Raw genomic sequence first — 25,985 nt, 5'->3', positions numbered from 1 at the left:
CGTAGACTGTTCGCCTGTCCCCCAGGAGGCCACATGTCGCATCCGAACGATGGCGCGCGTCCGATCCAGACCGGAACCGTGCCGCCCCAGGCCTTCCGCGAGCCCACGTGGGTGCGCGGACTCGACCGTTTGCTCTGGGTCCAACGACCCGTCGTCGTGGCGCACATCAGGAGCATCCGCCGCGCGCATCCGAACGCGACGGCCGACCAGCTGATCCGTGTGCTCGAACACCGCTACCTCGCGACCGTCACCACGACCGGAGCGGCGGTGGGAGCCACAGCCGTCATCCCAGCCGTCGGCACGGCGACGACACTCGCCCTGTCCGGGGTCGAGACGGCGAGCTTCCTCGAAGCCACGGCACTCTTCGCCCAGTCCGTGACCGAGGTCCACGGGATCGCACTCGCCGATCCCGTCCGTTCCCGTGCGCTCGTGATGACGATGATGCTCGGCAAGGCCGGCACTGATCTCCTCCGCAACATGGGCACCCAGGTGCTCGGGCAGGGGCAACCGCGCAAGGTCTTCTGGGGCGAGATGATCGCCCAGAACGTCCCGCAGGTCCTCGTCGGTCCCGTCGCTGACCAGATCCGCATCCGCTTCGTGAAGCACTTCGCGGCGAGCGGCACGGCCGGGTTCGTCGGCAAAGCACTTCCGTTCGGCGTCGGTGCTGCCGTCGGCGGCATCGGCAACCACGTCCTCGGCCGGCAGGTGGTCCGCGCCGCGCGCCTGGCCTTCGGACCGGCGCCGTTCGTCGTCCCGCTCGACCTCGAGCCACGCATGCGCGTCGAACGACCCAAGAAGTCGATGCGGGAGCTGCGGGACCAGGTCCTCCGTCGCAAGCAGAAGGCGGTCGACGGCGTCGGGGAGGAGTGATCCGGGCCGAACGCCCATGGGTGATCGAAAGCAAACGTTCAGCTTGAGAAGATAGCGTCCAGTCGGTGCAGCTCAGGTTCCCACGTCGGCAGGTCCGACTCCCCGATGGCCATCACTTCGCCGTGACCTGGGGCATCCCAGACGACTTCGGCGGCATGACGAACGCGATGCTGCATCGCTCACGGGCGTTCGTCCGCCTCGGCGGCCAGTCGGTCGACATCGTGACGTTCGACGCCCGGCCGGACTATCCGCAGCTCGAAGCGCGCCTGCGCGAGCAAGGCCAGCTGATCGACGGCGTGCGGATCGTCAATCTGTGGGACTGGCTCCGCAGCAACCCGCTGCCGGGCGGTTCCCTCAAGCTCAGCAGCCACCCGTTCCTGCCGCTCGACGAGACGGACGACACGACGACCACGCGATCGCGCGACGGCCACGTCCTCTCCCGCACGCGTCACGCGGCCGACGGCAAGACCGTTCTGCAGAACGACTACTACCGCATCGACGGCACGCTCCTCGCGAGCGATCGCCGGGACGTCAAGGAACGCGGCACGCTCGGGGGCCGCTCGGTCGTCCTGTGCGATGCGCAGGGTCAGCCCGTCCGCTCCTGGGGCGGCGTCTGGCAGCTCTACCGCTCGTGGCTCGACGCGCTCACGGCGGGCGAGCAGAGCTGGATGATCGTCGACAGCAAGACCATCGCCAACTTCATGCTGACGTATCGTCGACGCAGCGTCGTGACCGCCCACGTCGTTCATGCTTCGCACTTGAGCGGCACGGCGAGGCCGCACGGTACGCTGCGGGAGTCCCGTCGGACCGTCTTCGAGGAGCTCGACAAGTACGACGCAGTGATCGTGCTGAGCGAGCGGCAGCGGCAGGACATCGAGATCCTGCTCGGCAAGCACAAGAACGTGCGCGTCGTCCCGAACTCGCGCGACTTCCCGGACATCCCAGCCGATGCCGCCCCGCGCCCGCAGGATCGTGGCATCTTCCTGGGTTCCCTCACCGCCCGCAAACGACCAGAGCACGCCATCCGTGCTCTCGCGGCGGCGCGCACACCCGCCGGGGCATCCGTCTCCCTCGACCTCTACGGTGGCGGCGAGCTCACCGCGGCGATGGAAACGGTGATCGAGGACCTCGGAGCTGCGGACGCCATCCGTCTCCACGGCCATGACCCCGCGGCACGGGACCGCCTGCTCGACTCGTCGTTCCTCGTGATGACGTCGACCTCGGAGGGCTTCCCGCTCGTGCTCGTGGAGAGTCTCGCCGCTGGATGCCTGCCCATCGTCTACGACATCCCGTACGGCCCAGCGGACATCATCCGTGACGGCTGGAACGGGTATCTCGTGCCAGACGGGGACCAGGCAGCGGTCACGGCCGCGGTCGAGCGCCTCCTCTCCCTCCCCCAGGCAGAAGTGGAACGGATGCGCGCCAACGCACGCTCCTCCGCGCGTCGATTCAGCGACGAGGAGGTCACCCGCGAGTGGGCGGCCGAACTGCAGCGGGCTGCTCGGCGGAAGCGCGTCAAACCGAGCCTGCGCGCCTGAGCACGCGGCGGAAGCGCTGCGCACCCGGCGGCTCGCGAGCATGCTCGCCTGCCGCCCGGCCGCGACGACTCAGCGGTACGAGTTGGCGGACAGCGCCGCCCGCTGAGCAGCAGATTCCTCGACGGCGACGTCGTCGATGACGACGTCCTGCACGGGTTTCGGCTGCCGGACTGCGTCAAGCTGCTTGGTGGCGCGCGCGCCCAACCAGCGCGCAATGCGGTGCGAGGGTCGTTCGACGATCTGGTAGAAGCCGGCCGCGACGATGATGCTGAGCGGAATGCCGATGACGCCGACGAGCCACCAGCGCTCGTCGCCGAGTGCGAACGCGAGGGTCGCCAAGAGCGGTGCGTGTACGAGGTAGAGGCTGAAGGAGATCTTGCCGAGCCAGCGAGGGACCGACCACTCGAGCACGCGTGCGGCAGTTGCGCAGCCGATCGCGAGCAGGATCAGTCCCGCCGCGCCGGCTCCAGAGAGTCCCCAGAGCGCTTTGCCCGCGGGCGATCCGCTGTCGACGAGCGGACGGGCGATCCAGCTGGCGACGAGGAGGCCGGCTGAGCCGATGGCCACGACGCTCCAGAGCCAGGGGCGCGGTCGCACCGACCATGCGCGGATGTCGTCGAGCCGAACCGCCATGAGGCTGCCGAGGAGGAACGCGGGCAAGTAGACGAGCGCGTCGTTGCCGACCACTCGGCCGATGACCATGAGCGCGATGAACGCACCCGCAGCGATCCACGCGTGGCGACGGATCGCCACGACGATCGCGACGCCGAGCGGCAGGAGAGCCGAGAAGATGAGCTCCCAACGGAGTGACCACAGCGTGTTGACGATGTTGTAGCTCGCCGGGGTGAGGGTGGCTTCCCGCAGGAAGGCCAGGGGCGTGACCGACGTCGCGTTCGCATTGATGATCCACGCGTCCGGCGTCACGGCCGATGGGTCTCGGTGGAAGATGCCGATGAGGAGCGTCGCGAAGACGAGCGCACCCCAGACCGGGAGGTAGAGCCTGGCGAAGCGTGAGACGAGGAATCCGACCCAGGACACTCCCCCCTTCAGAACGGGCAGCGCCACGACGAGACCGCTCAGGACGAAGAAGACCTGAACCGCTTCCGTGCCAGCGAAGGCGAGCTTGAGCGGCGATTCCGTGGCGACCGTCCAAGCCGTGCCGGAGAAGCCCGATCCGGCGAACGGTCGGGCGAGCAGGGACACGTGGTAGAACACCACCACGAGCGCGGCCACTCCGCGCATGCCGTCGAGCGCATGCAGGCGACCCGTTGCGACTGGACTCATCGCACCGACGCTAGCGGTCCCGCCTGGGCGGAACCTCCATGCACCCTGAACGGGGTGATCCCGAGCCGACCGCGACGCGACCTGCCGCTCCGGCCCGAGGTCAGTCGTCGGAGTCGTCGTCCGCGTCTGGCTTCCGCTTGGGGTCCCTGGCCGTCTTCGGATCCGAGGCGTGCAGGGCGGCGAAACGCTCCCACTCCCCCATGAGCGTCTCGACGGCCTCATGGAAGCGCCGGGTCGGCGCGCCTGGCGTCGGGTCGCCGAAGTAGTGCTGCACCCAGTAGTGGAGGCGCGCGACCGTTTCCGGATCCTCGAGCAGACGGTCGACTTCCGACACGACCGATGTAACCTGCGTCGTCGTCAACCACTCGCACGCGGAGAGGTATCCGCCCGTGTCGATCTCCGCCTCGGGGTTGAGCGGCCGGGTGATGAACAACGGCTTCCCGCTCGCGAGACGGTCGTAGACCATGGCGGAGATGTCGACGACGGCGGCATCTGCGGCGGACAGCTGCCAACCGAGCTCGGCTCCCGTGTCATACACGTGCTGCGCAGACGGGTCGGTGCGGTTGGCCGCCTCGATCGTCGCGATGATCCGTCGGTTCGCTGCCGCGTACGCCGGATCGAGCACACCGCTGCGCGGGTGCGGGCGGTAGATGACCCGGTGACGACCCGATGCCACGAGGCCTTCGACGAGGCCGACCCCGTGCGAGGCGATGGAGCCGTAGGCGGCTGCGGGGCGGTCGCCCTCCCAGGTGGGCGCGTAGAGCACGACGGTGCGGTCGTCCGGCGTGTAGGGCAGCGTTCCCGAGTAGTGGTCGGCCTGCGGTCGGCCGATCTGGATGGCGCGCTTGTCGAAGTCGTAGTCCCAGAGCACCTTCTCGAGACGTTCCTTGGCCGCGGCACCGGCGATCAGGCTGTAGTCGTACGCCTTGAACTGGTTCGTGGTCATGTACATCTTGTCGCTCTCGCCATGATTGATGAACACATGCCATCTGGCGCCGTACCGGAACATCTGGAAGTTCTTGGCGTTCTGATTGACGTAGAACACGATGCGGATGTCCTGCTCATCGAGCGTCTGCTCGAGCGCGGCCACCGTGCGCACGTACGCCGTGGGGATGGGCGACTCCTCGAAGAGCTGCGTCGCCGCGGTCGCGCCGCGGCTGAGGATCACCACGGGCCACGTCTTCGAGAGCTCCTCGAGCGGTTTGTACCACTGGCGGATCTGGTAGAGGTTCACCGCGCCGTCGGCGAAGTACACGGCGATCTTGAATCGGCCCCGCTCGATGTCGGGCGCCGCCGCGATCTTCTGCGCGAGGACCCCCCGCGCTTTGCGGTTCGCGAACAGTTCACGCGCGAGCGTGAGCGCGCGCTTCCCGTCTTTCAGCAATCCCATGTCAGACCCAGCACCGTTCCAGCGTAGCCGCGCCACATCACGGTCCGATCACGCCGGAAGCGGCCGGCCCGTGGACGTCGACAGGTGAGGACAACGCCGACGACTCAGATGACCGGAGGCTGCTCAGATGACCGGAGGACGACCTGCCCGCGTCATCCGCCACACGGTGCGCCATCGCATCGGCCGCCGACCGCCTGGAGCGGTCCGCCAGCCTTCCCGCCATCCGCCGAACCACGGGCGCAGCGCCTCGGGCTTCCGCCACCAGCGGAGGATCTGGATGCCGGTCCACGAGCCGACGTAGATCGGGATGAGGATCACCGGGAGGTTGCGCCGGGCGAGCCAAACGCGGTTGCGGGCGTTCAGACGGTAGTAGTCTGCGTGGCGCGTCGGCTCCGTCGCCGGGTGGTTCGCTTCGAGGACGCCGTCGTACCAAGCGCGTTTCCCCTGATCCCAGACGCGCCACGCGAGCTCGATGCCCTCGTGAGCGTAGAAGAACGGTTCTGCCCAGCCGTCCACGGCGTCGAAGACGGGCCGCGGCAGGAGAACGGCGGCTTCGAGGCAGGAGAAGACGTCGCTCGAGTGCGTGGCGTCCTTGTCCCGTGTGCGCGGGACCCAGCGCGTCGGCGCGGGCTTCCCGGTCGGATCGGCGAGCCGGGGCTGGATCAGGCCGATGCCGGGGTCCGCATCGATCCGTCCGATCGCCTCGCGCAGGAATGCGGGGTCCGGCAGGAACGCGTCGTCGTCGAGGAAGAACACGAACTCCCCCGAGACCTTCGCCGCTCCGCGGTTCCGACCAGCCGGGATGCCGAGGTTCTCGGCGAGTGCGAGTCCGGCGACGCCCTCCGGCAGTCCTTCGGGCACCCACCCGTTGCCGACGACCACGATGTCGAGCTCGACGCCACTCTGGACGAGGAGGCTGCGAAGTCCCCTGGCGAGGTCGTCCGGCCTGGTCCCCTGCGTGAGCACGACGACCCCGACACTCCGATCCGGCTGAGGAGCGGCCATGCTCACGCCTTCAGCCTCTGCGAGGTCATGATGGCGACGAAGTGGCCGATGAGCGTCAGGAACGCGAGTGGGACGAGGATGGCGAGCGTCCAGCGCATCGCGTCGACGTCGCCGATGAAGAGTCCGACGATCGCACCGACGAAGATGACCATGGTGAGTTCGACCGAGTGGAAGAGGCGGTGGAACGGCAGGAACTTCGCGACCCGGCGGGCGAGGGCGAGTGCGCCGCCTCGCGGAGCCGATTCCGCTTCCGAGTAGGTGAGCTTCGGAGCGCCGTAGTTCGCCCGCGCCACCCGGACCATGTCGTTGAGGGCCTTGTTCAGGACGATGAGCAAGGCGAGCAGGACGCCGAGCGTCATCCAGCCGTAGTCGGCAGGGGCGTCCACGGGCCAGCCGGCGGCGCGGATGCCGAGGGCGATCGCGACGAGGGACTCGGTGGAGTAGTGCCCGACCGCGTCGAGGAATGCACCCGCCGGGCTCGATGTGCGCCGCCAGCGGGCGACCTCGCCGTCGCAGCAGTCGACGAGCATCTGCGTCTGACCGAGCACGAGCGCGAGCGCCGCTCCCCCGATGCCGGGGATGAGTAGGGCCGCGGCCGTCGCCCAGCCGGTGAGGATCATGAGCCCCGTCACGCCGTTCGCACTGATGCTCGTACGGAGGAGCAGCCACGTCACGTACGGCGAGAGGTCCCGCAGGTAGAGGTTGGCCGTCCAGTGCTCGGCGTTGCGGCGGCTGCGCACCTCCGGCGGCTGCGCGATGGCACGGAGTTCGGCGATGGTGCGCGGACGCACCGGTCGGTCATCGTGCTGATCGGACACCGGTGGGTCCCCCTCGTTGATTCTTGAGCGCCGAGATGTCCTTGGCGAGCGTCAGATAGCCGAGGATGAAGCCGACGCCCCAGCAGAAGTGGATGCACGGGAGGACGACGAGCATCCAGAGGCTCGTCCGCCACCCGTCGCGACCGGTGACGAGGAAGCTCGCGGCGAGCACGATGAGCGCGTACGCGACAGGCGCGGCGAAGCCGATGAGCAGCCACGGAGTGGCGCCTATTGCCGCCTGCACGAGCCCGGCGATGCCGAGGAGGGTGCCGATCGTGATCCCGAGGACGAGGACGGGCGGCGCGAAGTAGCGCAGCGTGCCGCGTGTGGGGAAGCTGCGACTGAGTTCGCCGCGCCACAGACCGGTGGAGAAGAACTGTCTGGCGAGGGCTTTCACGGTGGGCCGCGGCCGGTAGACGACGCGGAGCTGCGGGGTGAACCAGACGAGGCCGCCCGCCTGCTTGATCCGGCGATTGAGTTCCCAGTCCTGACCGCGTTTGACCCGCTCGTCGAACATGCCGACGCGACGGAGCATCTCCCTGCGGAAGACGCCGAGGTAGACGGTGTCGGCCGGCCCTTCGGCGCCGCCGACGTGATGCGGGGTGCCGCCGAGGCCGACGCGCGAACCGTACGCCCGCGCAACGGCCTTCTCGAAGCTCGTTCGCCCCTGCGCGTCCATGATGCCGCCGACGTTGTCCGCGCCCGTGCGCAGCATCGCCTCGACCGCGTTGCTCACGTAGTCGGTCGGCAGCTCGGAGTGCGCATCGACGCGGACGACGATGGGGTACTGCGATGCGGAGATCGCGAGGTTGAGACCGGCGGGCGTCGACCCGACGCGGTTCTCGATGACCCGGATCCGCCGATCGGCTCGAGAGAGCTCCTCGACGAGTTCGTTGGTCCCATCGATGCTCGGTCCGACGGCGATCGTGACCTCGAACGGTCCGGGATAGTCCTGCGCGAGGAGGCTGTGCACCGCCGCCCGTACATGACGGACGTCGTTCAGTACCGGCATCACATAGGAGACGCCGGGCACCGATCGGTCGTCAGGCCCAGTCGCGTCGTTCGGCATGCAGTTTCACTCCGTGAATCGTTCGGTCGAGCCTACCAGCCGGGTCTCGTCGTCGGCCGCCCACGACAGCGCCCGCGCGGAGCGTGTCCGCGCGGGCGCTTGCTTGGGTGTTGTCAGTTTAGAGGGCGAGTGTTCCCAACGTCACGTCGACGGTCTTGGTGTCGCTGCCGCGAACGAACGTGAGCTTCGCAGAGGCTCCACCGGCGAGCGCACGGACCTGAGCGGTGAGGTCGTTCGCACTGCCGATCGGCACACCGTTGAACTCGGTCACGATGTCGCCGGCCTGGAGCCCTGCCTTCTCGGCGGCCCCGTTCGCGGTCGGCTTGTCGATGAGTGCACCGGCGACCTTGCTGTTCGGGTCGCTCGCGGCGTCCTTGACGGTCGCACCGAGGAGGCCGTGGGTCGCTTTGCCGTCCTTGATGATCTCATCGGCGACGCGCTTGGCGATGTTCGACGGGATGGCGAAGCCGACGCCGATGCTGCCGCCCTGAGCACCGGACTCGCTGCTGCTGCCCGCGCTCGCGATGGCGACGTTGACGCCGATGAGCTTGCCCTTGTCGTCGAGCAGCGCTCCACCCGAGTTGCCCGGGTTGATGGCGGCGTCGGTCTGGATGACCGCGATCGAGATCGACCCGTTGTTCTGCGTCTGGGTCTGCGACTTGTCCTGGCCGGGCACGTCGAAGTTCCACAGGTCGAACGGGTTCTGTCCGTCGTTGCCGTCGGACTTGCCGTCCGAGGAGCCGGTGTCCGGAACCGCGGACGATGCGACCGTGATGCTGCGGTTGAGCGCGCTCACGATGCCGTCGGTCACGGTGCCGGAGAGACCGAGCGGCGCGCCGATGGCGACCGCGGTGTCACCCACGTTGAGCTTGTCGGAGTTCGCGAACTCCATGGGCGTAAGTCCGGATGCGTCCTGGAGCTTGACGACGGCGAGGTCGTAGATCGGGTCCGTTCCGACGACCTTGGCCTGGTAGATCTTGCCGTTGGCGTCGGTCACCTGGATGGTGGGGTCCGCGATCTGGCCGTCGAGGGTCACGACGTGCGTGTTGGTGAGCACGTAGCCGTCGTCGCTCAGGACGATGCCGGAGCCGGTGCCCGCGCTCTTGCCCGACTGGACGGAGAGCGTCACGACGCTCGGCCCGGCCGTCGCGGCGATCGCGGTCGTCAGGTTGACGTTGCCTGTGTCGTTGATCGTGAAGGCTTTGGAGCCGGCTCCGGTCTCGGAGACGTTCGACTTCGTCGCGTTCGTGACCCACAACGTCGCTCCGGCTCCGGAGGCGCCGCCGATGAGAGCGCCGACGGCGAGCATCGCGACCATGCCGGCGATGCCGCGGTTCGACTTCGACTTGGCGGGAGCGGACGGCGGGGTTCCGCCGTGCGACGCCGACGCGTACGGGTTCGGCTGACCGGGGTGCACGGGCTGTCCGGGCTGCTGGTGCGAGGCGTACGGGTTGTGCTGGCCCTGACCAGGGCCCTGCTGACCGTGCTGGGGCTGCCCGAAGGCAGCGCCTTGCTGGTGCGAGCCTGCGTAGTTCGGCGCGCCCTGCTGCTGTCCCTGCTGGCCGCCGGGGAGGACGGTCGAGGGCGGTAGCACGGTGGACGGCGGGTAGTAGCGCGGGGGCTCCGGCTGGGACGGTGCCTGGTAGCCGCCGTACGGGGGCTGCGGCTGAGCGGGCTGCTGGGGCTGGCCCTGCTGGTTCTGCGGCGTGGCCTCCGGGTAGGCGGTCGTTCCCTGGCCCGCGGCCGGGACGTGGCCGATGATCTCTGTGGTGTGGTCTGCTGCGGCCTGCTGGCCGGGGGTGCTCTCCTGCGACTGCGCAGGCGTGGCGGATGCTGAGGTCTCTTCCGCAGCGGGCGTGTTCGCGTCGTCGCGTGCCGTGCCGGCGGTGTGACCGTCGTTCGGCGCAGCGCCGTCAGCTGGGGAGGTCTCGGGCTGTTCGGCTGGCTGCTGTCCGTTGGGGGTGTCGGTCATGGTGGTTCTGCTCCTTCCAAGCAGAGTCAGCTTCCCGTGCCAAGCTGTGTGTTTCATTTGGGCTGGCTGTATACCGCCTTCGGCTTCGCCGCCGTTTCACCGGTCCGCGGGAACCGCGTCTCGCGGGATCGGTCCCGCGACGTCGCCGAGCGGCGGGATCCCGTTCTCATGCCCTAGCGTGGTGGCACGGCGGGCACGGCTCCACGTGCCGACGGCACGATGAGACGAGGCATGTGGTGGCAGTGACGGGACCGTGGCGGCGCACCGCCGCCGGCGCAGGACTCGTGAACGCGTCAGGCGCCATCGCGGCGACGATCTTCGCGGAGATGAGCGCGCTCGCGCAGCGCACGGGCGCCATCAACCTCGGTCAGGGCTTTCCGGACGAGGACGGTCCAGGAGCGGTGCTCGACGAGGCTGTCGCCGCGATCCGACGGGGTGACAACCAGTACCCGCCTGGACTCGGAACCCCCGATCTCCGACTCGCCGTCGCTGAACACCAGGCGAGGTTCTACGGCCTCTCCCCCGATCCCGACCGCGAGGTGCTCATCACGGCCGGCGCGACCGAGGCACTCGCTGCGACACTGCTCGCACTCGTCGAACCCGGCGACGAAGTCCTCACCTTCGAGCCCTTCTACGACGCGTACGGAGGATTGATCGGGCTGACGGGTGGGCGGCACCGCACGGTCGGGCTCCGGGCGCCCGACTTCCAGCCGGACCACGATGAGCTCCGCGCGGCCGTTTCGGACCGCACCCGGGTCATCCTGATCAACAACCCGCACAACCCGACGGGCGCCGTGTTCGATCGCGCGACCCTCGAACTCGTCGTCGAGCTCGCGGAACGCCACGACGCCGTCATCGTGACCGATGAGGTCTACGAACACCTCGTCTTCGGCGTGCAGCACATCCCCGTCGCCACGATTCCCGGGGCCGCAGCGCGCACCGTGACGATCTCCTCCGGCGGGAAGACGTTCAACACGACGGGGTGGAAGGTGGGCTGGCTCACCGCGCCGCCGGAGCTGGTGACGGCGATCACGACCGTCAAGCAGTTCCTCACCTATGTGAACGCGGCGCCGTTCCAGCCGGCCATGGCGGTTGGCCTTCGGCTCCCCGACGCGTACTTCCGGGGCGTCGCGGATGGGCTCGCTGCGAAACGCGACCTCCTTCAGGCCGGTCTCGACCGGGCCGGCTTCGCGACGTTCCGTCCGGACGGCACCTACTTCATCGTCGCCGACGCTGCAGCCATCGGCCACCGGGACGCCGCCGCATTCTGCCGAGAACTTCCCGAGCTCGCGGGCGTCGTCGCCGTGCCGCTCACGGCCTTCTGCCACGACGCAGGGAATCCCGCATACGCCTCGCTCGTGCGCTTCGCCTTCTGCAAACGCACCGAGGTGCTCGAACGAGCCGCCGAGCAGCTGGCGGTGCTCGGGCGCTGACGCGCGGCGCCGTGGTCAGCGCGGCGCAGCGCAGTCAGCGCGATCAGCGCGGCGCGACGACGAACCGTCGAAGCTCGAGCGCGGGGTTCACGGCACGGACGGCCGCGATCCGATCGGTGGACGCGTGAGCGACGATCACCCCGTCCTCCTCGCCGAGGCCGGCAAGCTGCACGCCCATCGGGTCGACGATCATGCTCGCCCCCACCCCGATCGGCGGACTGTGATCGGCGGCAGCGACGTAGACCGTGTTCTCGATGGCGCGCGCCGTCAACAGCGTGCGCCAGTGGTGCTCCTTGAGCGGTCCGCGCACCCACTCCGAGGGGATGAGCACAACATCCGCTCCCGCATCGACGAGGCGTCTCGTCGATTCAGGGAACCGCAGGTCGTAACACGTCTGCAGTCCGAACCGCAGGCCTCCAGCGGCGAACGTCTCCGGCGTCGCGATGACACCGGGCACGACCCAGTCCGACTCCCGCTGCCCGAACGCGTCGTAGAGGTGGATCTTCCGATAGACCGCTTCGAGCGCGCCGTCGGGTCCGAGCGCGACGAGGGCGTTCGCGAAGTGGTCCGGGATGCCGGTGCGTTCGACGAGCCCGGCCACGACGTGGATGCCGAGCGTCCGCGCCAGGCGTCCGAGTGATTCGACGAACGGCCCGTCGACGGGCTGGGCGTGCTCCGCGAAGGAGGCGTCCATGTCCGGGCGAAAGTAGGAGGAGTACTCGGGGAAGACCACGACGGCCGCGCCGAGCTCCACGGCGCGATCAGCGAGCGCGCGCATCGAGGACAGGTTCTCCTCGGGGTCCGTCCCCGGACGGAACTGGGCGACGGCGATCCCCACTGCTGCGGTGTGCGACATGGACCCAGCCTACGGGCGGAACGACGCGAGGCGCCCGGTCATGGACCGGACGCCTCGTGGCGCAGCAGCGCTGCGATCGTGCTGGAGCGCCTACTTCGTCAAGGTGTCGACGTAGTCCTGGTTCTCGCTCATCCACTTCTCGACGACGGGACCGAAGTCCTTCGTGTCACCGGAGTTGAACATCGCGTTCTCCAGGGAGAACAGCAGCTCGGAGTCGAACGAGAAGTCCTTCATCCAACCGGCGAGCTTCGGGTAGTCCTTGTCGAAGTCCGTGCGGCTGAAGCTGTGGATGCCCTCCGCCTTGCCGAGCGTGCCCTTGGGGTCCTCGAGGTCGCGGACCGGGAAGGCGTCGTACGCCCAGTGCGGACGCCACAGCGTGACGGCGATGTTCTCGCCGTTGTCGGTGGCGGCCTTGAGCTCGGCGAGCATGGCGGGCGTTCCCGAGGTCAGGAAGTCCATCTTCTCGAGGCCGTAGCCCGGGATGACCTCGTCCTGCATGGCCTCGGTGAGACCGGCGCCCGGGTCGATGCCGACGATGCGGTTGTCGAACAGGTCCGCCTTGTCGGCGAGCTCGTCGAGCGAGGTGATGGGGGCGTCCTCGTTCACCGCGACGGTGAGCTTGGCGTCGTTGTTCCAGGCGCCGAGGTCGACGACGTCCTTGCCGAACTTCTCGATGTAGCTCTTGTGCGTGGTGGGCAGCCAGACGTCGAGCGTCAGGTCGTAGTCGCCCGTGCTCAGGCCGGAGAAGACCGGTGCGGGCTCCGCCTCCTCGAGCGTGACGTTGTAGCCCTGCTTCTCGAGCACGGCCTTCCAGAGCTCGGATGCTGCGATGCCTTCGTCCCAACCGCTGAACACGGCGATCGTGACGTCCTTCTTGTCACCGTTCTCGAGTGTCTCGGCTGCGCCTGCTGAACAACCGGAGATCGCGAGCAGAGCTGCGACCCCTCCGGCGATGGCTGCGAATCGACTGCGGTGCTTCATCTGTGTTTCCTTTCGGCCCGCGCTGTGCACGGGCATTGGGGGTGCGTCAGGTGAGAGTTCTGGTCAGGCGGGTTGCGGGACCGCCTGCGGTTCGGCCGGAGCGGGCTCGTCGACGCCCTTCGGCTGCTGGCTGGGCGCCGCGGGCTTCGCACGCTTCGTTCGTTTGCGTCCCGTGCCGAGCGATGCGGTGAGCCGGTCGAGGAAGATCGCGAGAATCACGACCGACAGGCCCGCTTCGGAACCGAGCTTGATGTCGATGCGGGAGAGGCTCTTGACCACTTCCCCACCGAGTCCGCCGGCGCCGACCATGCCGGAGATGACGACCATCGAGAGCGACAGCATGATGACCTGGTTCACGCCGGCCATGATGTTCGGCAGCGCGAGCGGGATCTGGATCTGTCGCAGGATGCGCCACGAGGATGCTCCGAAGGCGTTGCCTGCCTCGACGACCTCACGGTCGACGTTGCGGATTCCGAGTTCGGTGAGGCGGACTCCCGGTGCGAGCGCGAAGACGATCGTCGCCACGATTCCGGGGACGACGCCGACGCGGAAGAGGATGATCGCGGGGATCAGGTAGACGAACGCCGGCATGGTCTGCATGAAGTCGAGGATCGGCCGCATGATCGCGGAGGCCGCCTTCGATTTGGCGGCGAGGATGCCGAGCGGCACGCTGAGCACGATCGCGATGAGGCTCGCCACGATCACGAGGGCGAGCGTGTCCATCGCGTTCTCCCACTGCTGGACGCCCACGATCACGAGGAGTCCGACAGCGGTTCCGACGCCGAAGATCCAGCCCCTGACGAACCAGCCGATGGCCACGGCGATGATGATGATCGCCCAGAACGGCGGCGAGGTCAGCACCGTGTCGATCCCCGTGTACAGGCCCTGGAAGACGGCGCGGATGACGTCGAAGACCGGACGGAAGAACTCCGTGATGAAGTCCACGAAGCCTTCGACCCAGGTGCCGATCGGCGGACGGAGGATGGGGTCGTACCAGTTGGAGCTCTGGCTGATGAGCGCGGTGCCGAGGTTCATCGGAGGCTCCCTTCGGTTGCAGTGGCCGGTTCGACGGCGGGCTCCGCGGCGGGTGCGCCCTCGTCCTGCACGGGTTTGCCCGGCTCTTCGACGGTGGACCGCAGGGTCGCGGTGATGAGCTCGATGGGAACGGTCGACGGCGGTTCGACGAGACGGATCTCGTCGGTGTTCGTCGTGACGTTGCCGACCGCGGCGAGGAGGGTGACGCGAGGCACGACGCCGAGGAGGCGGTTGCGCTCATCGACGACGGCGACGGGCAGCGAGCTCTCGACCGCGGACTCGAAGAGGTCGACGAGCTGGGTGTCGCCCGTGACGGTAGCCGGGTCGGCGATGATGACGCTCGCGAGTTCGCGTTCGCCTGCCCGCACCTGGCGCAGCACGTCCTTGTCGCGGACGACGCCGAGGAGCGTGCGTCCCGGACCGACGACGAATGCGGCGGATGTCTGCAGGTCGCGCATGATGCGGAGGGCGGCGCGCGGTCCGGCCGAAGCCGAGACGACCGCTCGAGCCGGCTCCATCACGCCGGCCGCGGTGAGCACCCGTGCACGGTCGACGTCCTGCACGAACTGGGCGACGTAGTCGTTCGCCGGGTCGGTGAGGATGTCGTTCGGGGTGCCGACCTGCACGATGCGGCCGTCGCGCATGACCGCGATCCGGTCGCCGAGGAACATGGCCTCGTTGAGGTCGTGCGTGATGAAGATGATGGTCTTGCCGAGCTCCGCCTGCAGTTCGACGAGCTGCTCCTGCATCTCGCGGCGGATGAGCGGGTCGAGCGCGGAGAACGCTTCGTCCATCAGCAGGATGTCGGTGTCGGCGACGAGGGCGCGGGCGAGGCCGACACGCTGCTGCATGCCGCCGGAGAGCTCACCGGGGAGCTTGTCCTCCCAGCCGGACAGCCCGACGCGCTCGATGACCGCCATGGCGCGCGTCTTGCGCTCCTCGGCGGGGACCCCGGTCACTTCGAGGCCGTATGCGGCGTTCTCGAGAACGGTGCGGTGCGGCAGGAGCGCGAAGTGCTGGAACACCATCGAGATGTTCTGCTGGCGCACCTGGCGGAGCTGCTTGGCGGAGACCCCGGTGATCGGGATCCCATTGATGCTGACACTGCCGGCGGTGGGTTCCAGCAGGCCGTTCAGCATTCTGATCAGGGTCGATTTCCCCGATCCGGAGAGGCCCATGACGACGAAGATCTCGCCGGCCCGCACCTCGAACGACGCGTCGATGACGGCAGCCGTTCCGGTGGATCCGAGCGCGTCTCGCGCAGCCCCTCCTTGGAGGCGTTTGACCGCTTCCTTCGGTTTGCGCCCGAAGACTTTGTAGAGTCCACGTGCGGCAACAGCAATAGTTTCGGTCATTTCACTCCCGGCGACGCATGAGCAAGCTGCTCACGGGTCTTCCTGTTCGTAGTCAGGCCGGGTCGAACGGGCTCAGATCTGCCCCGCACGCACGCTGGTCACCAGCTGGCAGGCTCAGATCACGCGGGGCGGAAACGCCCACCGCGTGCGTTCGACCGTACGTCCATCCCGCCGTCGTCGGGCAACAGGGAGATGAGCGCGGACTCGATGCTTCGGCCTTTTCAGGCCGTCGTCAACGCTAACGAGGATGGGTGCCCGTGGCGAATCGAGAATCCCCCGAACGGAGGACAGGGCACCGGGGCGGTCGACGGTTTTGCGCTGTGATCAGGGGCGCACCAGGCAGGGCTTCGTTACCTGTTCGTTATCAAATTTGTCTGAATGACTGGAGTATCAGAGCGTGTCCGCCACTGGAGGACCGTGATGATGGTGATCGAAGACCACGCTCGTCCTCGTCGACGCGACGGCGGGATCGGCGGAGAGGTGCTCGACGACGAAGTCGCGGACGTGCGCACTATCCCTGGCCGCAACGTGGATGATGAAGTCCTCGGAACCGCCCAGGAAGAAGAGTTGGACGACATCGGGGAGCGCCCTGATCGAGTCGCTGAACTCGGCGATCCGCTGCCTGGCGCCGGCGCGGATGTTCACGGCGATGAGCGCCTGCAGCCCGAGCCCGATCGCCGCCGGCTCGATGCTCGCGGTGAACCCTGTGATCACACCCCGATCGACGAGCGAACGCACCCGGGCGACGCACGTCGACGGGGCGATGCCGACGGCCTCCGCCATGCTCGCGTTCGTGGCCCTCGCGTTCGCCTGGAGGATGCGGAGCAGGGCGCGATCGATGTCGTCGAGGTCCGCCGGGAAGCGCAGATTGTTCGCCACGAGGGTCTCCGATCGACTGAAAACTGATCTTTCCTGCAATCTTGACATATGATTCCGCAGATTCCACGGCGGAAATCTCTTCGAAACGAACAATATGCAGAATTGGAGAGTAATCGGAACGCAGAGCCGCGTCGTCGACGCGCTACGAGAGGACTCCAGATGCGTGTCGGCATCCCCACCGAGATCAAGAACAACGAGAACCGAGTCGCCGCGACTCCCGCCGGCGTGCACGAGCTCGTCCGCAGAGGTCACGAGGTCCTCGTCCAGCGCGGCGCGGGCATCGGATCGGGCAACGGCGACGACGCCTACCTGACCGCGGGCGCACGACTCGTGGAGACCGCGGACGAGGTCTGGGCCGAGGCCGAACTGCTCCTCAAGGTCAAGGAGCCCATCGCCTCCGAGTACCCGATGCTGCGTTCGGACCAGATCCTCTTCACCTACCTCCACCTCGCCGCGTCGCGGGCCTGCACCGATGCGATCCTCACCTCCGGCACGACCGCGATCGCCTACGAGACCGTCCAGCTGCCGAACCGCTCACTGCCGCTCCTGCAGCCCATGAGCGAGGTCGCCGGACGCCTCGCCACGCAGGTCGGCGCGTACCACCTCATGCGGGCTGCGGGCGGCCGCGGCATCCTCCTCGGCGGCGTCCCGGGCACCCCCAAGGCGAAGGTCGTGGTCATCGGCGGCGGTGTGGCCGGTGAGCACGCGGCCGCGAACGCCCTCGGTATGCAGGCCGACGTCACGATCGTCGACGTGTCGCTCCCCCGCCTCCGCCAGCTCGAGGTGCAGTTCGGCGGAGCCGTCCAGACGCGCGCGTCCTCCGCTTACGAGATCGCGAACCTGCTCACGGACGCGGACCTCGTCATCGGCTCCGTGCTCATCCCCGGCCGGCAGGCGCCCAAGCTCGTGACGGATGAGATGGTCGCCGCGATGAAGCCGGGATCGGTACTCGTCGACATCGCGATCGACCAGGGCGGCTGCTTCGAGGGTTCGCACCCCACCACCCACGACGACCCGACGTTCACCGTGCACAACAGCCTCTACTACTGCGTCGCGAACATGCCGGGGGCCGTGCCGGAGACCTCGACGCGCGCCCTCACGAACGCGACGCTCCCCTACGTCATCGCACTCGCGGACAAGGGGTGGCGCCAGGCGATCACTGACGACTCCGCGCTGGCGGCCGGCGTGAACGCGCACGGAGGCATCATCACGAACGAGGGCGTCGCTGCCGCGTTCGACCTGCCGTCGCTCTCGCCGCTCGCTGCGGCAGAGGCCGCCCTCGTCTGACCCGGCCCCGGTCACTGAGCCGCACCCGATCACGGAGCCACACCCGGTCACTGAGCCACACCCGGTCACTGAGCCTGTCGAAGTGCCCCACGACATCGCCCCGCCCTTCGACAAGCTCAGGGACCGGAACAGGCAAGCTCAGGGACCGGAACAGGCAAGCACAGGGACCGGAAGAGACGAGCTCACGGACCAGTGACGAAACGGCGGGGCCCACGCATCGTGGACCCCGCCGTTCGCGGATGGTGCAGTGACCGACTAGCGGCCGGTGCCCGACCGTTCGAGCCCGTCGTCGACGGGGTCGTTGTCGGCCACAGTCGAGACCGCGTCAGCATCGGCTGCCGCAGCGCCCTCCGCGGCAGCGGCCTGGCCTGCACCTGCCGGAGCGAGCGCAGCGGTCGAGACGCCTTCGATGTCGAGGGACTCGGGGAGCGCGTCACGCTCGATCGTGGTGGCGAGCGGCTTCTCCTGCACGAACAGCAGCAGGATCACGGCGACGACCACGAGCGGGACCATGTAGAGGAACACGGGCGTCAGAGCGTCGTTGTAGCTCGAGATCACGATGTCGCGAACCGGCTTCGGCAGCGCACGGACGGCCGCCGGCGTGAACGAGTTGCTGTCCGCTCCGCCGCCTGCTCCTCCGCCGAGACGCGTCCCAAGGAGATCCGTGAGCTTCGCGACGAACAGGCTGCCGACGATCGCGGAGCCGAGCGAGGCGCCGATCTGGCGGAAGTAGTTGTTCGAGGCGGTCGCCGTCCCCACCTGTGAGACGGGGAAGGAGTTCTGCACGATGAGGATGAGGATCTGCATGCTCATGCCGAGCCCGAGGCCCATGACCGCGAGGAAGGTGCAGAGGATCCAGATCGGCAGCTCCGGCGTCATCGTGGAGAGCAGCACGAGTGCCACGGCCACGATCGTGGTGCCGACGATCGGCATCCACTTGTACCGACCGGTCTTGGAGACGAGCTGGCCCGTGACGATCGAGCTGATGAGCAGAGCCGCCATCATCGGGATCATGAGGAAGCCGGCCTCGGTCGCGTTCACCCCGGTCACCATCTGGAGGTAGGTGGGGAGGTAGGCGAGGGCGCCGAACATCGCGATGCCCGTGATGAGTCCTGCGATCGTGGTCAGGTTGAAGTTGCGGTCGCGGAAGAGCGTGAGCGGCATGATCGGCTCGGCGGCCTTGCGCTCGACGAGCACGAAGGCGATGGCTGCGACGATCGTTCCCGCGATGAGCGAGATGATCGTGACGGAGTCCCAGTCGTACGTGCTGCCGCCCCAGGTCGTCACGAGGACGAGACCGGTCGAGGCGAGCGCGAGGAGGCCCATGCCCGCGAAGTCGAGCTTCGGACGGTCGTGCTCCACCTTCGGCAGGCGCAGGAAGAACGCGGCGGAGGCGATCGCGAGGATGCCGAGGGGGATGTTCATCCAGAACGCCCAGCGCCAGCCGATGCCTTCCGTGAACCAGCCGCCGAGGAGCGGACCGGCGACGGACGAGAGGGCGAAGACGCCACCCATGATGCCCATGTAGCGACCGCGCTCACGGGCGGGGACGACGTCGGCGATGATCGCCTGCGAGAGGATCATCAGCCCACCGCCGCCGAGGCCCTGGATCGCGCGACCCGTGATGAGCCACGTCATGTCGGTCGCCATGCCACCGACGATGGAACCGGCGATGAAGAGGGCGATCGCACCGATGAACAGGCCCTTGCGACCGATGAGGTCGCCGAGCTTGCCGTAGACCGGCAGCATGATCGTGGACGCGAGGATGTACGCCGTGGTGACCCACAGCATGTGGTCGACGCCGTTGAGCTCGCCGACGATGGTCGGGAGGGCGGTCGAGAAGATCGTCTGGTCGAGCGATGCGAGCAGCATCGTGACCATGAGTCCTGCGAAGATCAGCAGGATGTGGCGTTTTGAGCCGTTCGCGGCACCGGCGTTCGCCGATCCGGAGGGCTCGCTTGATGCGGACACCGTGGATACGGCGCCCGTGGAGGTGTTGGTCATCGAAGTCTTTCGCTGGTGGTTCGGACGAGGGCGATGGTTCGCCGCTCGAAGAGGTGGGGGTCGTCCGGGCCGTCGTGGACGAGCCACTCCCTCGCCACGACACGCATGGCGCTGAAGCAGTACCCGAGGATCACTTCGGCTGTGGATCGATCGATCTCCGGTACGCCGGGGATGGGATCGCGGTGCGCGAGGAGCTCGTACGCCGCGGTGATCAGTTGTTCATTCACCCGGTTCATCTGAGCGAGCTGGCGGCTGATGAGTTGCGGATAGCGCTGGAGGATCTCCACACGGTTCCGGTGGGCCGCCGTGTCACTGATGGCCGGCCCGAAGACGGTGAAGAGGAGTCCGACGACGGCTTCGACCGAGTCGGCGCCATCGTATCTGGCCGCGTGTTCGCGCAGCAGTTCGTCGTCGATCTCGATCGGCTGGGTGCCGAGGATCGCGTCTTCCTTACTGTCGAAGTAGTTGAAGAAGGTGCGGGAGGAGACGCCGGCCCGTTCGCTGATCGCATCGATGGTGGCGTTCTCGATGCCGTCGTCCAGGGCGAGCCGGACGGCGGCTTCTTCGAGGTTGCGTCGCGTCTCGATGCGTTTGCGGTCCCGGAGGCCGAGGGCCCCGGGTCCTGCGCAGTTCGCGTCATGACGATTGGTTGACATGCGTCAATTATTGCAGTGTTCGCATTTTTGCACAAATGCATTTTTGCAGGAGTGCAGCAATTTCTCAGCTTGCTCCGCGTACGCATCCGCGATCGCCAGCGCCAGCGCCAGCTACATCGGCACATCGGCGAGCGCATTCACCGGGCACAACGAAAACATCCCGCCCCTCGAAAGGGACGGGATGTTTTCTTCTGTTGCAGGGGCAGGATTTGAACCTACGACCTCTGGGTTATGAGCCCAGCGAGCTACCGAACTGCTCCACCCTGCGTCACAAGAGAAAGACTATCACGCAGCTTCGGAGCACGCGAATCGAGCGCCCCCAACCGTTCACCTCGGGCGTGTCGGCGTCAAGCGCAACTCCTTCGATTCGAGCACGGCAAACCTGGTCGCCCCCGGAATTCCGCGGACGACCAGGTTTGCCTCTGCCGATATGAAGGAGTTACGCGCGATGAACTAGAGGATCGCCATTGCCTTGACCGCACGACGTTCGTCCATGGCCCGGTACCCGTCCGGGATCCCGTCGAGGGCCGTCGTGAAGTCAAAGACGCGTCCGGGATCGATCAGACCTGCAAGGACGTCCGCGAGGAGTTCCGGCAGGTAGGCCCGAACCGGCGCCACTCCCCCGCTGAGGCCGATGTTGCGGTCGAACATGTCACGGATCGGCAGCTCCACGCCGTGCGGGACGCCGACGAACCCGACCGTCGAGCCGGGACGCGCGATGGCGAACGCCGTCGACATCGCCTGCCCCGTTCCCACGCATTCGAGCGATGCGTCCACGCCCACGCCATCGGTCAGGTCGAGAACCGCGGCGACGGCTTCGTCCCCACGCACCGAGACGATCTCGGTGGCGCCGAACTCGCGTGCGATCGCCTGCCGTTCCGGGTGGCGGCTGAGCGCGATGATGCGCCCTGCACCCAAGCGCTTCGCAGCGAGCACGCCGGAGAGTCCCACTGCTCCGTCACCGACGACCGCGACGGTCGACCCCTGGACGACACCCGCGGAGACCGCCGCGTGATGCCCGGTCCCGAACACATCGGACAGTGCGAGCAGCGACGGCAGCCTGCTGTCGTCCGGGCGACCGCCCGGCACCGTCACGAGCGTCGCATCGGCGAACGGGACTCGGACGAACTCGCCCTGCCCGCCGTCGTTCCCGCCCGCGCCCCAGATCCCGCCGTGCTTGCACACGCTCGTCATGCCGACCAGGCAGTCCGGACACGTTCCGTCGTTGTAGGTGAACGGCGCGATGACGAAGTCCCCGACGGCGAGCGAGGCGACCGCGGACCCCGACTGCTCGACCGTCCCGATGAACTCGTGGCCGATCGGGCTGCCCGCGTGGCGCGGCGTCTCTCCGCGGTACGGCCACAGGTCGCTCCCGCACACGCACGTCGCCGCGACCCGCACGATCACATCGGTGTCGTGGACGAGAACGGGGTCCGGGCGGTCGACGAGCGTGACGTCCCCGGGCGCGTTGAACTGGATCGCCTTCATCGGATGGTTCCTCCACTCGGTTTCCGGGCGACGATCGACAACGCCAACGGCAACCACCGCGCGTCCTCTCGCCACCCCCACATGCCCTCGCCCAGCGGGACGAGCGCGTCGAACATCTTCCACGGCACTTCGTAGTGCTCAGCGAGGCGGTCGATCGTGAGACCGGTCGCGCGCAACGATCCGAAGAGCTCCGAGACCGGATGCATCCACTCCCACGTCGTGCTGTTCGCGAGTCTCGCATCACCGTCCGCGTAGTCGGAGGGGTCGTCGATCACGTCCGGAGTCGTCTTCCCGTAGGGGAATGCGAAGTCCAGCATCCGCACGCGCTCGGCGCCGTCGTCGCCTGCTTCCACGGCGCCGCCCTCGAAGACGTACGCCGTCGGGTGCCCGTCGGCGTAGTAGAGGACGCCGCCCGGCTTCAGATACCACTCGATGATCCGCGCCCACTCGGCGATGTCGGGCAGCCAGCCGGTCGTTCCCCACGTGATGTAGACGACGTCGAACGATTCCGGCTCCGGCAGGATGTGCCGCGCGTCGTAGACGTTGGCCTCGATGAAGCGCGCATGGTCCGACAGCCCCAGCTCGCGCGCGAGGTTCCGAGCGGCCAGGACGGCCTCATGGGAGAAGTCGATCCCGACGACGGTCGCTCCCCGCTGTGCGAGCGACAGCGTGTCCGCCCCGAAGTGGCATTGGAGGTGCAGGATCCGTTGGTCGGCAAACTGCTCGCTCGCGTCGGCACCGTCGGCCACCGGGAACAGCTCGGCGAGCTCGTGTTCCTCGAGACGGTTGAGCCCGCCCCGTCCTGCACGGAGACGGGTCAGGTCGTAGCCGCCGCTCCCCAGGTGGACGGCGACGCGCTCATCCCAATTGGCGAGGTTGCGGTCCAACCACTCTCCCTCGTGCCGATCGACGGTCTGTTCACCGGTCATCGTTGTTCTGTCCTTCGGATCGTTCGTTCGGCGAGGTCGTCTCGTCGCTCGGTGTGTGTGCGGCTCGGCGCTCGATGTCCGGCCGGAGACGACGACGGCCGCACCTGATCCAGGTGCGGCCGTCGTCGGTCATACGTCGTGCATCAGCCGTTGATCAGCGCCAGGGCCGAGGCCAGTGCGGAGTTCAGCTTGGCGTCGGCGGCGCCGTACGCGGTCCAGTCGCCGGCCTTGAGGGCGGCGTCCTTGTCGAGCATGGCCTGCTTGGCGTCGTTCAGGAACGAACGGAGCTGCGCATCCTTCGCCGGGTCACCGGTCGTCGGAGTCGTGGATCCGTCGGAGCCAGTGTCGGAACCGGTCCCGGTGTCCCCGGTGCCCGCTCCGGCGCCGGAGTCTCCCGGCACACCGGTGTCACCGGCGGCCGCACCCGAGTCACCGCCGAAGAGTACGTCGAGCGCCTCGTCGAGGGTGTTCTCGAACGCGATCTTGTCGCCGAAGGCGACGAGCACCTTCTGCAGCAGCGGGAAGCGCGTGTCACCGGTCGACTGGACGTACACCGGCTGGACGTAGAGCAGACCGCCACCGACGGGCAGTGTCAGCAGGTTGCCGTTCAAGACGTCCGTCTGACCCTGTTTCAGGATGTTGATCTGACTCGAGACGCTCGGGTCCGAGTTGAAACTGTTCTGCACTTGCCCGGGACCGGGAACGGTGTCGTCCTTCGGCAGCGTCAGGAGCTTGATCTTGCCGTAGCCGTCGCCTCGTTTGCCGGCCGTGTCGCCGGCATCGGCATCGACGGCCAGGTAGCCGGTCAACACGTTCCTCGACTTCTCACCGCCCTGACGGGGGATGTACGTCGAGTACAGCGAGAACGACGGTTCCTTCTGACCGGGCAACTGCATGGTCAGGTAGTACGGCGGCTGGAACGTCTTGCTCGTCTCGGTCGACTGCGGGTCGTTGGGTGTGACCCACGCGTCCTCGCTCGAGTAGAACGAACCGGCGTTCGTGACGTGGTACTGGCCGAGGATTGCGCGCTGCACCTTGAAGAGGTCGGCCGGGTACCGGACGTGGCTCATCAGGTCGCCAGACATGTCGGACATCGGCTTCACCGTCGAGGGGAAGATCTTCTGCCAGGTCTTGAGGACCGGGTCCTTGTCGTCCCAGCTGTAGAGCGTGACCTTGCCGTCGTAGGCGTCGACCGTGGCCTTCACCGAGTTGCGGATGTAGTTGATGTCGTCGAGGGCGTAGTTCTGCACGGGCGTCACCGAGTCGGAGATCGTGTCCGAGAGGCTCACGGTCTTCGAGTACGGGTAGTTCGCGCTCGTGGTGTAGCCGTCGACGATCCAGACGATCTTGCCGTCCACGACCGAGGGGTACGGGTCGGAGTCGAGCGTCAGGTACGGCGCGACCTTCTCCACACGGGTGAGCGGGTCGCGGTCGTAGAGGATCTGCGACTGGTTGTTGACCGAGTCGGAGAGGAAGATCTGCTCCGACTGGAACTTGAGCGCGTAGATGAGCTTCTTGAAGACGTTGTCGAGCTTGGGCCCGCCGTCGCCGTCGAAGGTCGTGTAGGTCTGCGATTCACCCTGCGTGCCCGACGGGTAGTCGAGTTCGACGGGCGAGGCGCCCTTGGGGGCTCCGACGATCGAGTACTTGGGCGACTGCTCACCGAAGTACACGCGCGGCTCGAACTTGCCGAGGGCGCCGGAGGTGGGGATGCCGGACTCGAAGAACACGGGCTCACCGGAGGCGGAGCGCTGGTTGCCGTACGCGGCGACCATGCCGTACCCGTGCGTGTAGACGACCGTGTTGTTGACCCACGATTGGGCGTTATCGAGACCGCCAAGGTCCAGTTCACGGACGGCGACGACGGCGTCCTGGGTCTTGCCGTCGATCGTGTAACGGTCGACGTCGAGCTTCTTGCCGAACGAGTAGAACTGCTTGAACTGCTCGAGCTGCGCCACCGAGTCGCTCACGAGCGACGGGTCGATGATGCGGATGTTGGCGGTCGTCTCGGCGTCCTGACGCAGAGCGCCGGGGTTCGCCGTCGTGGTGGCGTCGTACTCCTCTTCCTCCACGTTCGACACGTCATAGGCGTCGCGTGTGAGGTCGATGTTGCGCTGGATGTACGGCGTCTCGAGCTGCTTGGCGTTCGGCTCCACCTGGAAGCGCTGGACGATCCACGGGTAGAGGCTGCCGATGATGAGCGAGGACACGATGAGGAGCGCGGTGCCGACGAGCGGCAGGCGCCAGCGTCCCGTGAACGCGGTCACGATGAAGAGGACGGCGACGAGCGCGGCGATGCCGGCGAGGATGATGCGCCCGGGGATCGTCGCGAAGACGTCGGTGTAGGCGGCGCCCGTGATGAGCGTGCCGGTGTCGTTGAGCGTCGTGTACTGGTCGAGCCAGAGGCTGACCGCCTGCAGGAGCAGGTAGAGGCCGGCCATGATCGAGATCTGGACGCGCGCGGCCATCGAGATCCACACTTCACGGCTGACGACGCGGATGCCTCCGTAGAGGTAGGCGACGACGACCGTGGCGATGAGGCCGATGAGGATCACGGCCGACGCGAAGGCGACCACGGCGCGGTAGAACGGCAGGTCGAACAGGTAGAACGACATGTCGAGGTGGAACTGGGGGTCGGTCGTGCCGGAGGGCACGCCGTTCAGCCAGAGCAGCGCGAGCTGCCAACGGGACGCCGCGGCGACGCCGCCGAAGAGACCGAAGAGCGCGGGGATGCCGTAGGTGGCGAGACGACGGAGCGGCTCGACGACCTGCTGGTAGCGGTCGACCTGCGAACTGAGCTTCGCGTAGACGGGGCGGAGCCGGTACGAGATCTCGATCGCGGCCCAGACGGGGACGGCCATGCCGGCGAACCCGATGAGGAACATGGCGATCGCGGCGATCCACTGCGTCGTCAGGACACCCGTGTACCCGAGCTGGTCGAACCAGAGGTAGTCGGAGTAGAACCCGGCGAAGACGAAGAACGCCACGAGGAGCGCTGCGATGATCGCGACGGTGATCGCTATCGGGGCGCGTCTGCGCGGTGCGGACAGGGGCTTCTCTGCTGCGGATGTCACGTATGGCCTCTTCAGGTAGCGGTCGTCCGTCCATCCTAGATCGCCCGGGCTGAGAGAGCGCC

At 67.6% G+C, this 25,985-nt stretch carries 20 protein-coding genes and 1 tRNA gene; 4 read left to right on the top strand and 17 right to left on the bottom strand.

The genetic code is table 11. The annotated features are described in order from the left end of the window. Positions 1-33: 33 nt before the first annotated feature. Positions 34-870, top strand: coding sequence for a hypothetical protein (locus ACQ3HB_RS12205; protein ID WP_430920331.1), 837 nt, complete (start codon positions 34-36; stop codon positions 868-870). A gap of 65 nt (positions 871-935) precedes the next feature. After that, positions 936-2,408, top strand: coding sequence for a glycosyltransferase (locus ACQ3HB_RS12200; RefSeq protein ID WP_430920330.1), 1,473 nt, complete (start codon positions 936-938; stop codon positions 2,406-2,408). A gap of 69 nt (positions 2,409-2,477) precedes the next feature. Here the strand turns inward: ACQ3HB_RS12200 and ACQ3HB_RS12195 are convergent, their stop codons facing one another. From ACQ3HB_RS12195 to ACQ3HB_RS12170, 6 genes are all read right to left on the bottom strand, one after another. Continuing rightward, a complete protein-coding gene (locus ACQ3HB_RS12195; RefSeq protein WP_430920329.1) occupies positions 2,478-3,692 on the bottom strand; it encodes an acyltransferase family protein in 1,215 nt (404 codons plus the stop codon). Positions 3,693-3,792: 100 nt separating this feature from the next. Continuing rightward, on the bottom strand, positions 3,793-5,082 hold the full coding sequence (locus ACQ3HB_RS12190; protein ID WP_430920328.1) for a hypothetical protein: 1,290 nt from the start codon (positions 5,080-5,082) through the stop codon (positions 3,793-3,795). Positions 5,083-5,205: 123 nt separating this feature from the next. Beyond that, positions 5,206-6,087, bottom strand: coding sequence for a glycosyltransferase family 2 protein (locus ACQ3HB_RS12185; RefSeq protein ID WP_430920327.1), 882 nt, complete (start codon positions 6,085-6,087; stop codon positions 5,206-5,208). A gap of 2 nt (positions 6,088-6,089) precedes the next feature. Next, the gene (locus tag ACQ3HB_RS12180; protein WP_430920326.1) at positions 6,090-6,905 is read right to left on the bottom strand and encodes a CDP-alcohol phosphatidyltransferase family protein; all 816 of its coding nucleotides are present in this window, start codon (positions 6,903-6,905) and stop codon (positions 6,090-6,092) included. Beyond that, positions 6,886-7,974 carry a glycosyltransferase family 2 protein gene (locus tag ACQ3HB_RS12175; protein ID WP_430920325.1) on the bottom strand — a complete coding sequence of 363 codons (1,089 nt, stop codon included), beginning with the start codon at positions 7,972-7,974 and terminating at the stop codon, positions 6,886-6,888. The genes ACQ3HB_RS12180 and ACQ3HB_RS12175 overlap by 20 nt, the downstream gene beginning before the upstream one ends. A 118-nt stretch (positions 7,975-8,092) precedes the next feature. Then, the gene (locus tag ACQ3HB_RS12170; protein ID WP_430920324.1) at positions 8,093-9,946 is read right to left on the bottom strand and encodes a S1C family serine protease; all 1,854 of its coding nucleotides are present in this window, start codon (positions 9,944-9,946) and stop codon (positions 8,093-8,095) included. A gap of 236 nt (positions 9,947-10,182) precedes the next feature. Here ACQ3HB_RS12170 and ACQ3HB_RS12165 point away from each other — a divergent pair, with 236 nt between their 5' ends. Further along, on the top strand, positions 10,183-11,379 hold the full coding sequence (locus ACQ3HB_RS12165; RefSeq protein ID WP_430920323.1) for an aminotransferase class I/II-fold pyridoxal phosphate-dependent enzyme: 1,197 nt from the start codon (positions 10,183-10,185) through the stop codon (positions 11,377-11,379). A 43-nt stretch (positions 11,380-11,422) separates the two neighbouring features. Here the strand turns inward: ACQ3HB_RS12165 and ACQ3HB_RS12160 are convergent, their stop codons facing one another. The 5 genes from ACQ3HB_RS12160 to ACQ3HB_RS12140 form a co-directional block, all read right to left on the bottom strand. Beyond that, a complete protein-coding gene (locus tag ACQ3HB_RS12160; protein WP_430920322.1) occupies positions 11,423-12,235 on the bottom strand; it encodes a carbon-nitrogen hydrolase family protein in 813 nt (270 codons plus the stop codon). Between the two features lie 90 nt (positions 12,236-12,325). Next, positions 12,326-13,216 carry a glycine betaine ABC transporter substrate-binding protein gene (locus tag ACQ3HB_RS12155; RefSeq protein WP_430920321.1) on the bottom strand — a complete coding sequence of 297 codons (891 nt, stop codon included), beginning with the start codon at positions 13,214-13,216 and terminating at the stop codon, positions 12,326-12,328. Positions 13,217-13,279: 63 nt separating this feature from the next. Continuing rightward, a complete protein-coding gene (locus tag ACQ3HB_RS12150) occupies positions 13,280-14,251 on the bottom strand; it encodes an ABC transporter permease (RefSeq protein WP_430920320.1) in 972 nt (323 codons plus the stop codon). Then, positions 14,248-15,606: a quaternary amine ABC transporter ATP-binding protein gene (locus tag ACQ3HB_RS12145; protein ID WP_430920319.1), complete on the bottom strand. Its 1,359-nt coding sequence runs from the start codon at positions 15,604-15,606 to the stop codon at positions 14,248-14,250. The genes ACQ3HB_RS12150 and ACQ3HB_RS12145 overlap by 4 nt, the downstream gene beginning before the upstream one ends. A gap of 390 nt (positions 15,607-15,996) precedes the next feature. After that, the gene (locus ACQ3HB_RS12140) at positions 15,997-16,533 is read right to left on the bottom strand and encodes an Lrp/AsnC family transcriptional regulator (protein WP_430920318.1); all 537 of its coding nucleotides are present in this window, start codon (positions 16,531-16,533) and stop codon (positions 15,997-15,999) included. Between the two features lie 111 nt (positions 16,534-16,644). Here ACQ3HB_RS12140 and ald point away from each other — a divergent pair, with 111 nt between their 5' ends. Next, positions 16,645-17,772: an alanine dehydrogenase gene (gene ald, locus ACQ3HB_RS12135; protein WP_430920317.1), complete on the top strand. Its 1,128-nt coding sequence runs from the start codon at positions 16,645-16,647 to the stop codon at positions 17,770-17,772. A gap of 255 nt (positions 17,773-18,027) precedes the next feature. Here the strand turns inward: ald and ACQ3HB_RS12130 are convergent, their stop codons facing one another. The 6 genes from ACQ3HB_RS12130 to ACQ3HB_RS12105 form a co-directional block, all read right to left on the bottom strand. Continuing rightward, positions 18,028-19,776 carry an MDR family MFS transporter gene (locus tag ACQ3HB_RS12130; RefSeq protein WP_430920316.1) on the bottom strand — a complete coding sequence of 583 codons (1,749 nt, stop codon included), beginning with the start codon at positions 19,774-19,776 and terminating at the stop codon, positions 18,028-18,030. Beyond that, on the bottom strand, positions 19,773-20,432 hold the full coding sequence (locus ACQ3HB_RS12125; RefSeq protein WP_430920315.1) for a TetR/AcrR family transcriptional regulator: 660 nt from the start codon (positions 20,430-20,432) through the stop codon (positions 19,773-19,775). The genes ACQ3HB_RS12130 and ACQ3HB_RS12125 overlap by 4 nt, the downstream gene beginning before the upstream one ends. Before the next feature lie 194 nt (positions 20,433-20,626). After that, positions 20,627-20,700, bottom strand: a tRNA-Met gene (locus tag ACQ3HB_RS12120). A gap of 185 nt (positions 20,701-20,885) precedes the next feature. Further along, positions 20,886-21,920, bottom strand: coding sequence for a zinc-dependent alcohol dehydrogenase family protein (locus tag ACQ3HB_RS12115; protein ID WP_430920314.1), 1,035 nt, complete (start codon positions 21,918-21,920; stop codon positions 20,886-20,888). Continuing rightward, positions 21,917-22,849: a class I SAM-dependent methyltransferase gene (locus tag ACQ3HB_RS12110; RefSeq protein ID WP_430920313.1), complete on the bottom strand. Its 933-nt coding sequence runs from the start codon at positions 22,847-22,849 to the stop codon at positions 21,917-21,919. Before ACQ3HB_RS12110 ends, ACQ3HB_RS12115 begins: the two co-directional genes overlap by 4 nt. A 143-nt stretch (positions 22,850-22,992) precedes the next feature. Next, positions 22,993-25,923: a UPF0182 family membrane protein gene (locus tag ACQ3HB_RS12105; protein WP_430920312.1), complete on the bottom strand. Its 2,931-nt coding sequence runs from the start codon at positions 25,921-25,923 to the stop codon at positions 22,993-22,995. Positions 25,924-25,985 lie beyond the last annotated feature (62 nt).

The sequence above is a fragment of the Plantibacter lichenum genome (assembly GCF_050587525.1).
Classification (GTDB): domain Bacteria; phylum Actinomycetota; class Actinomycetes; order Actinomycetales; family Microbacteriaceae; genus Plantibacter.
Note: the sequence above shows the minus strand (reverse complement) of the source record. Positions and strands in the feature narration are given on the sequence as shown.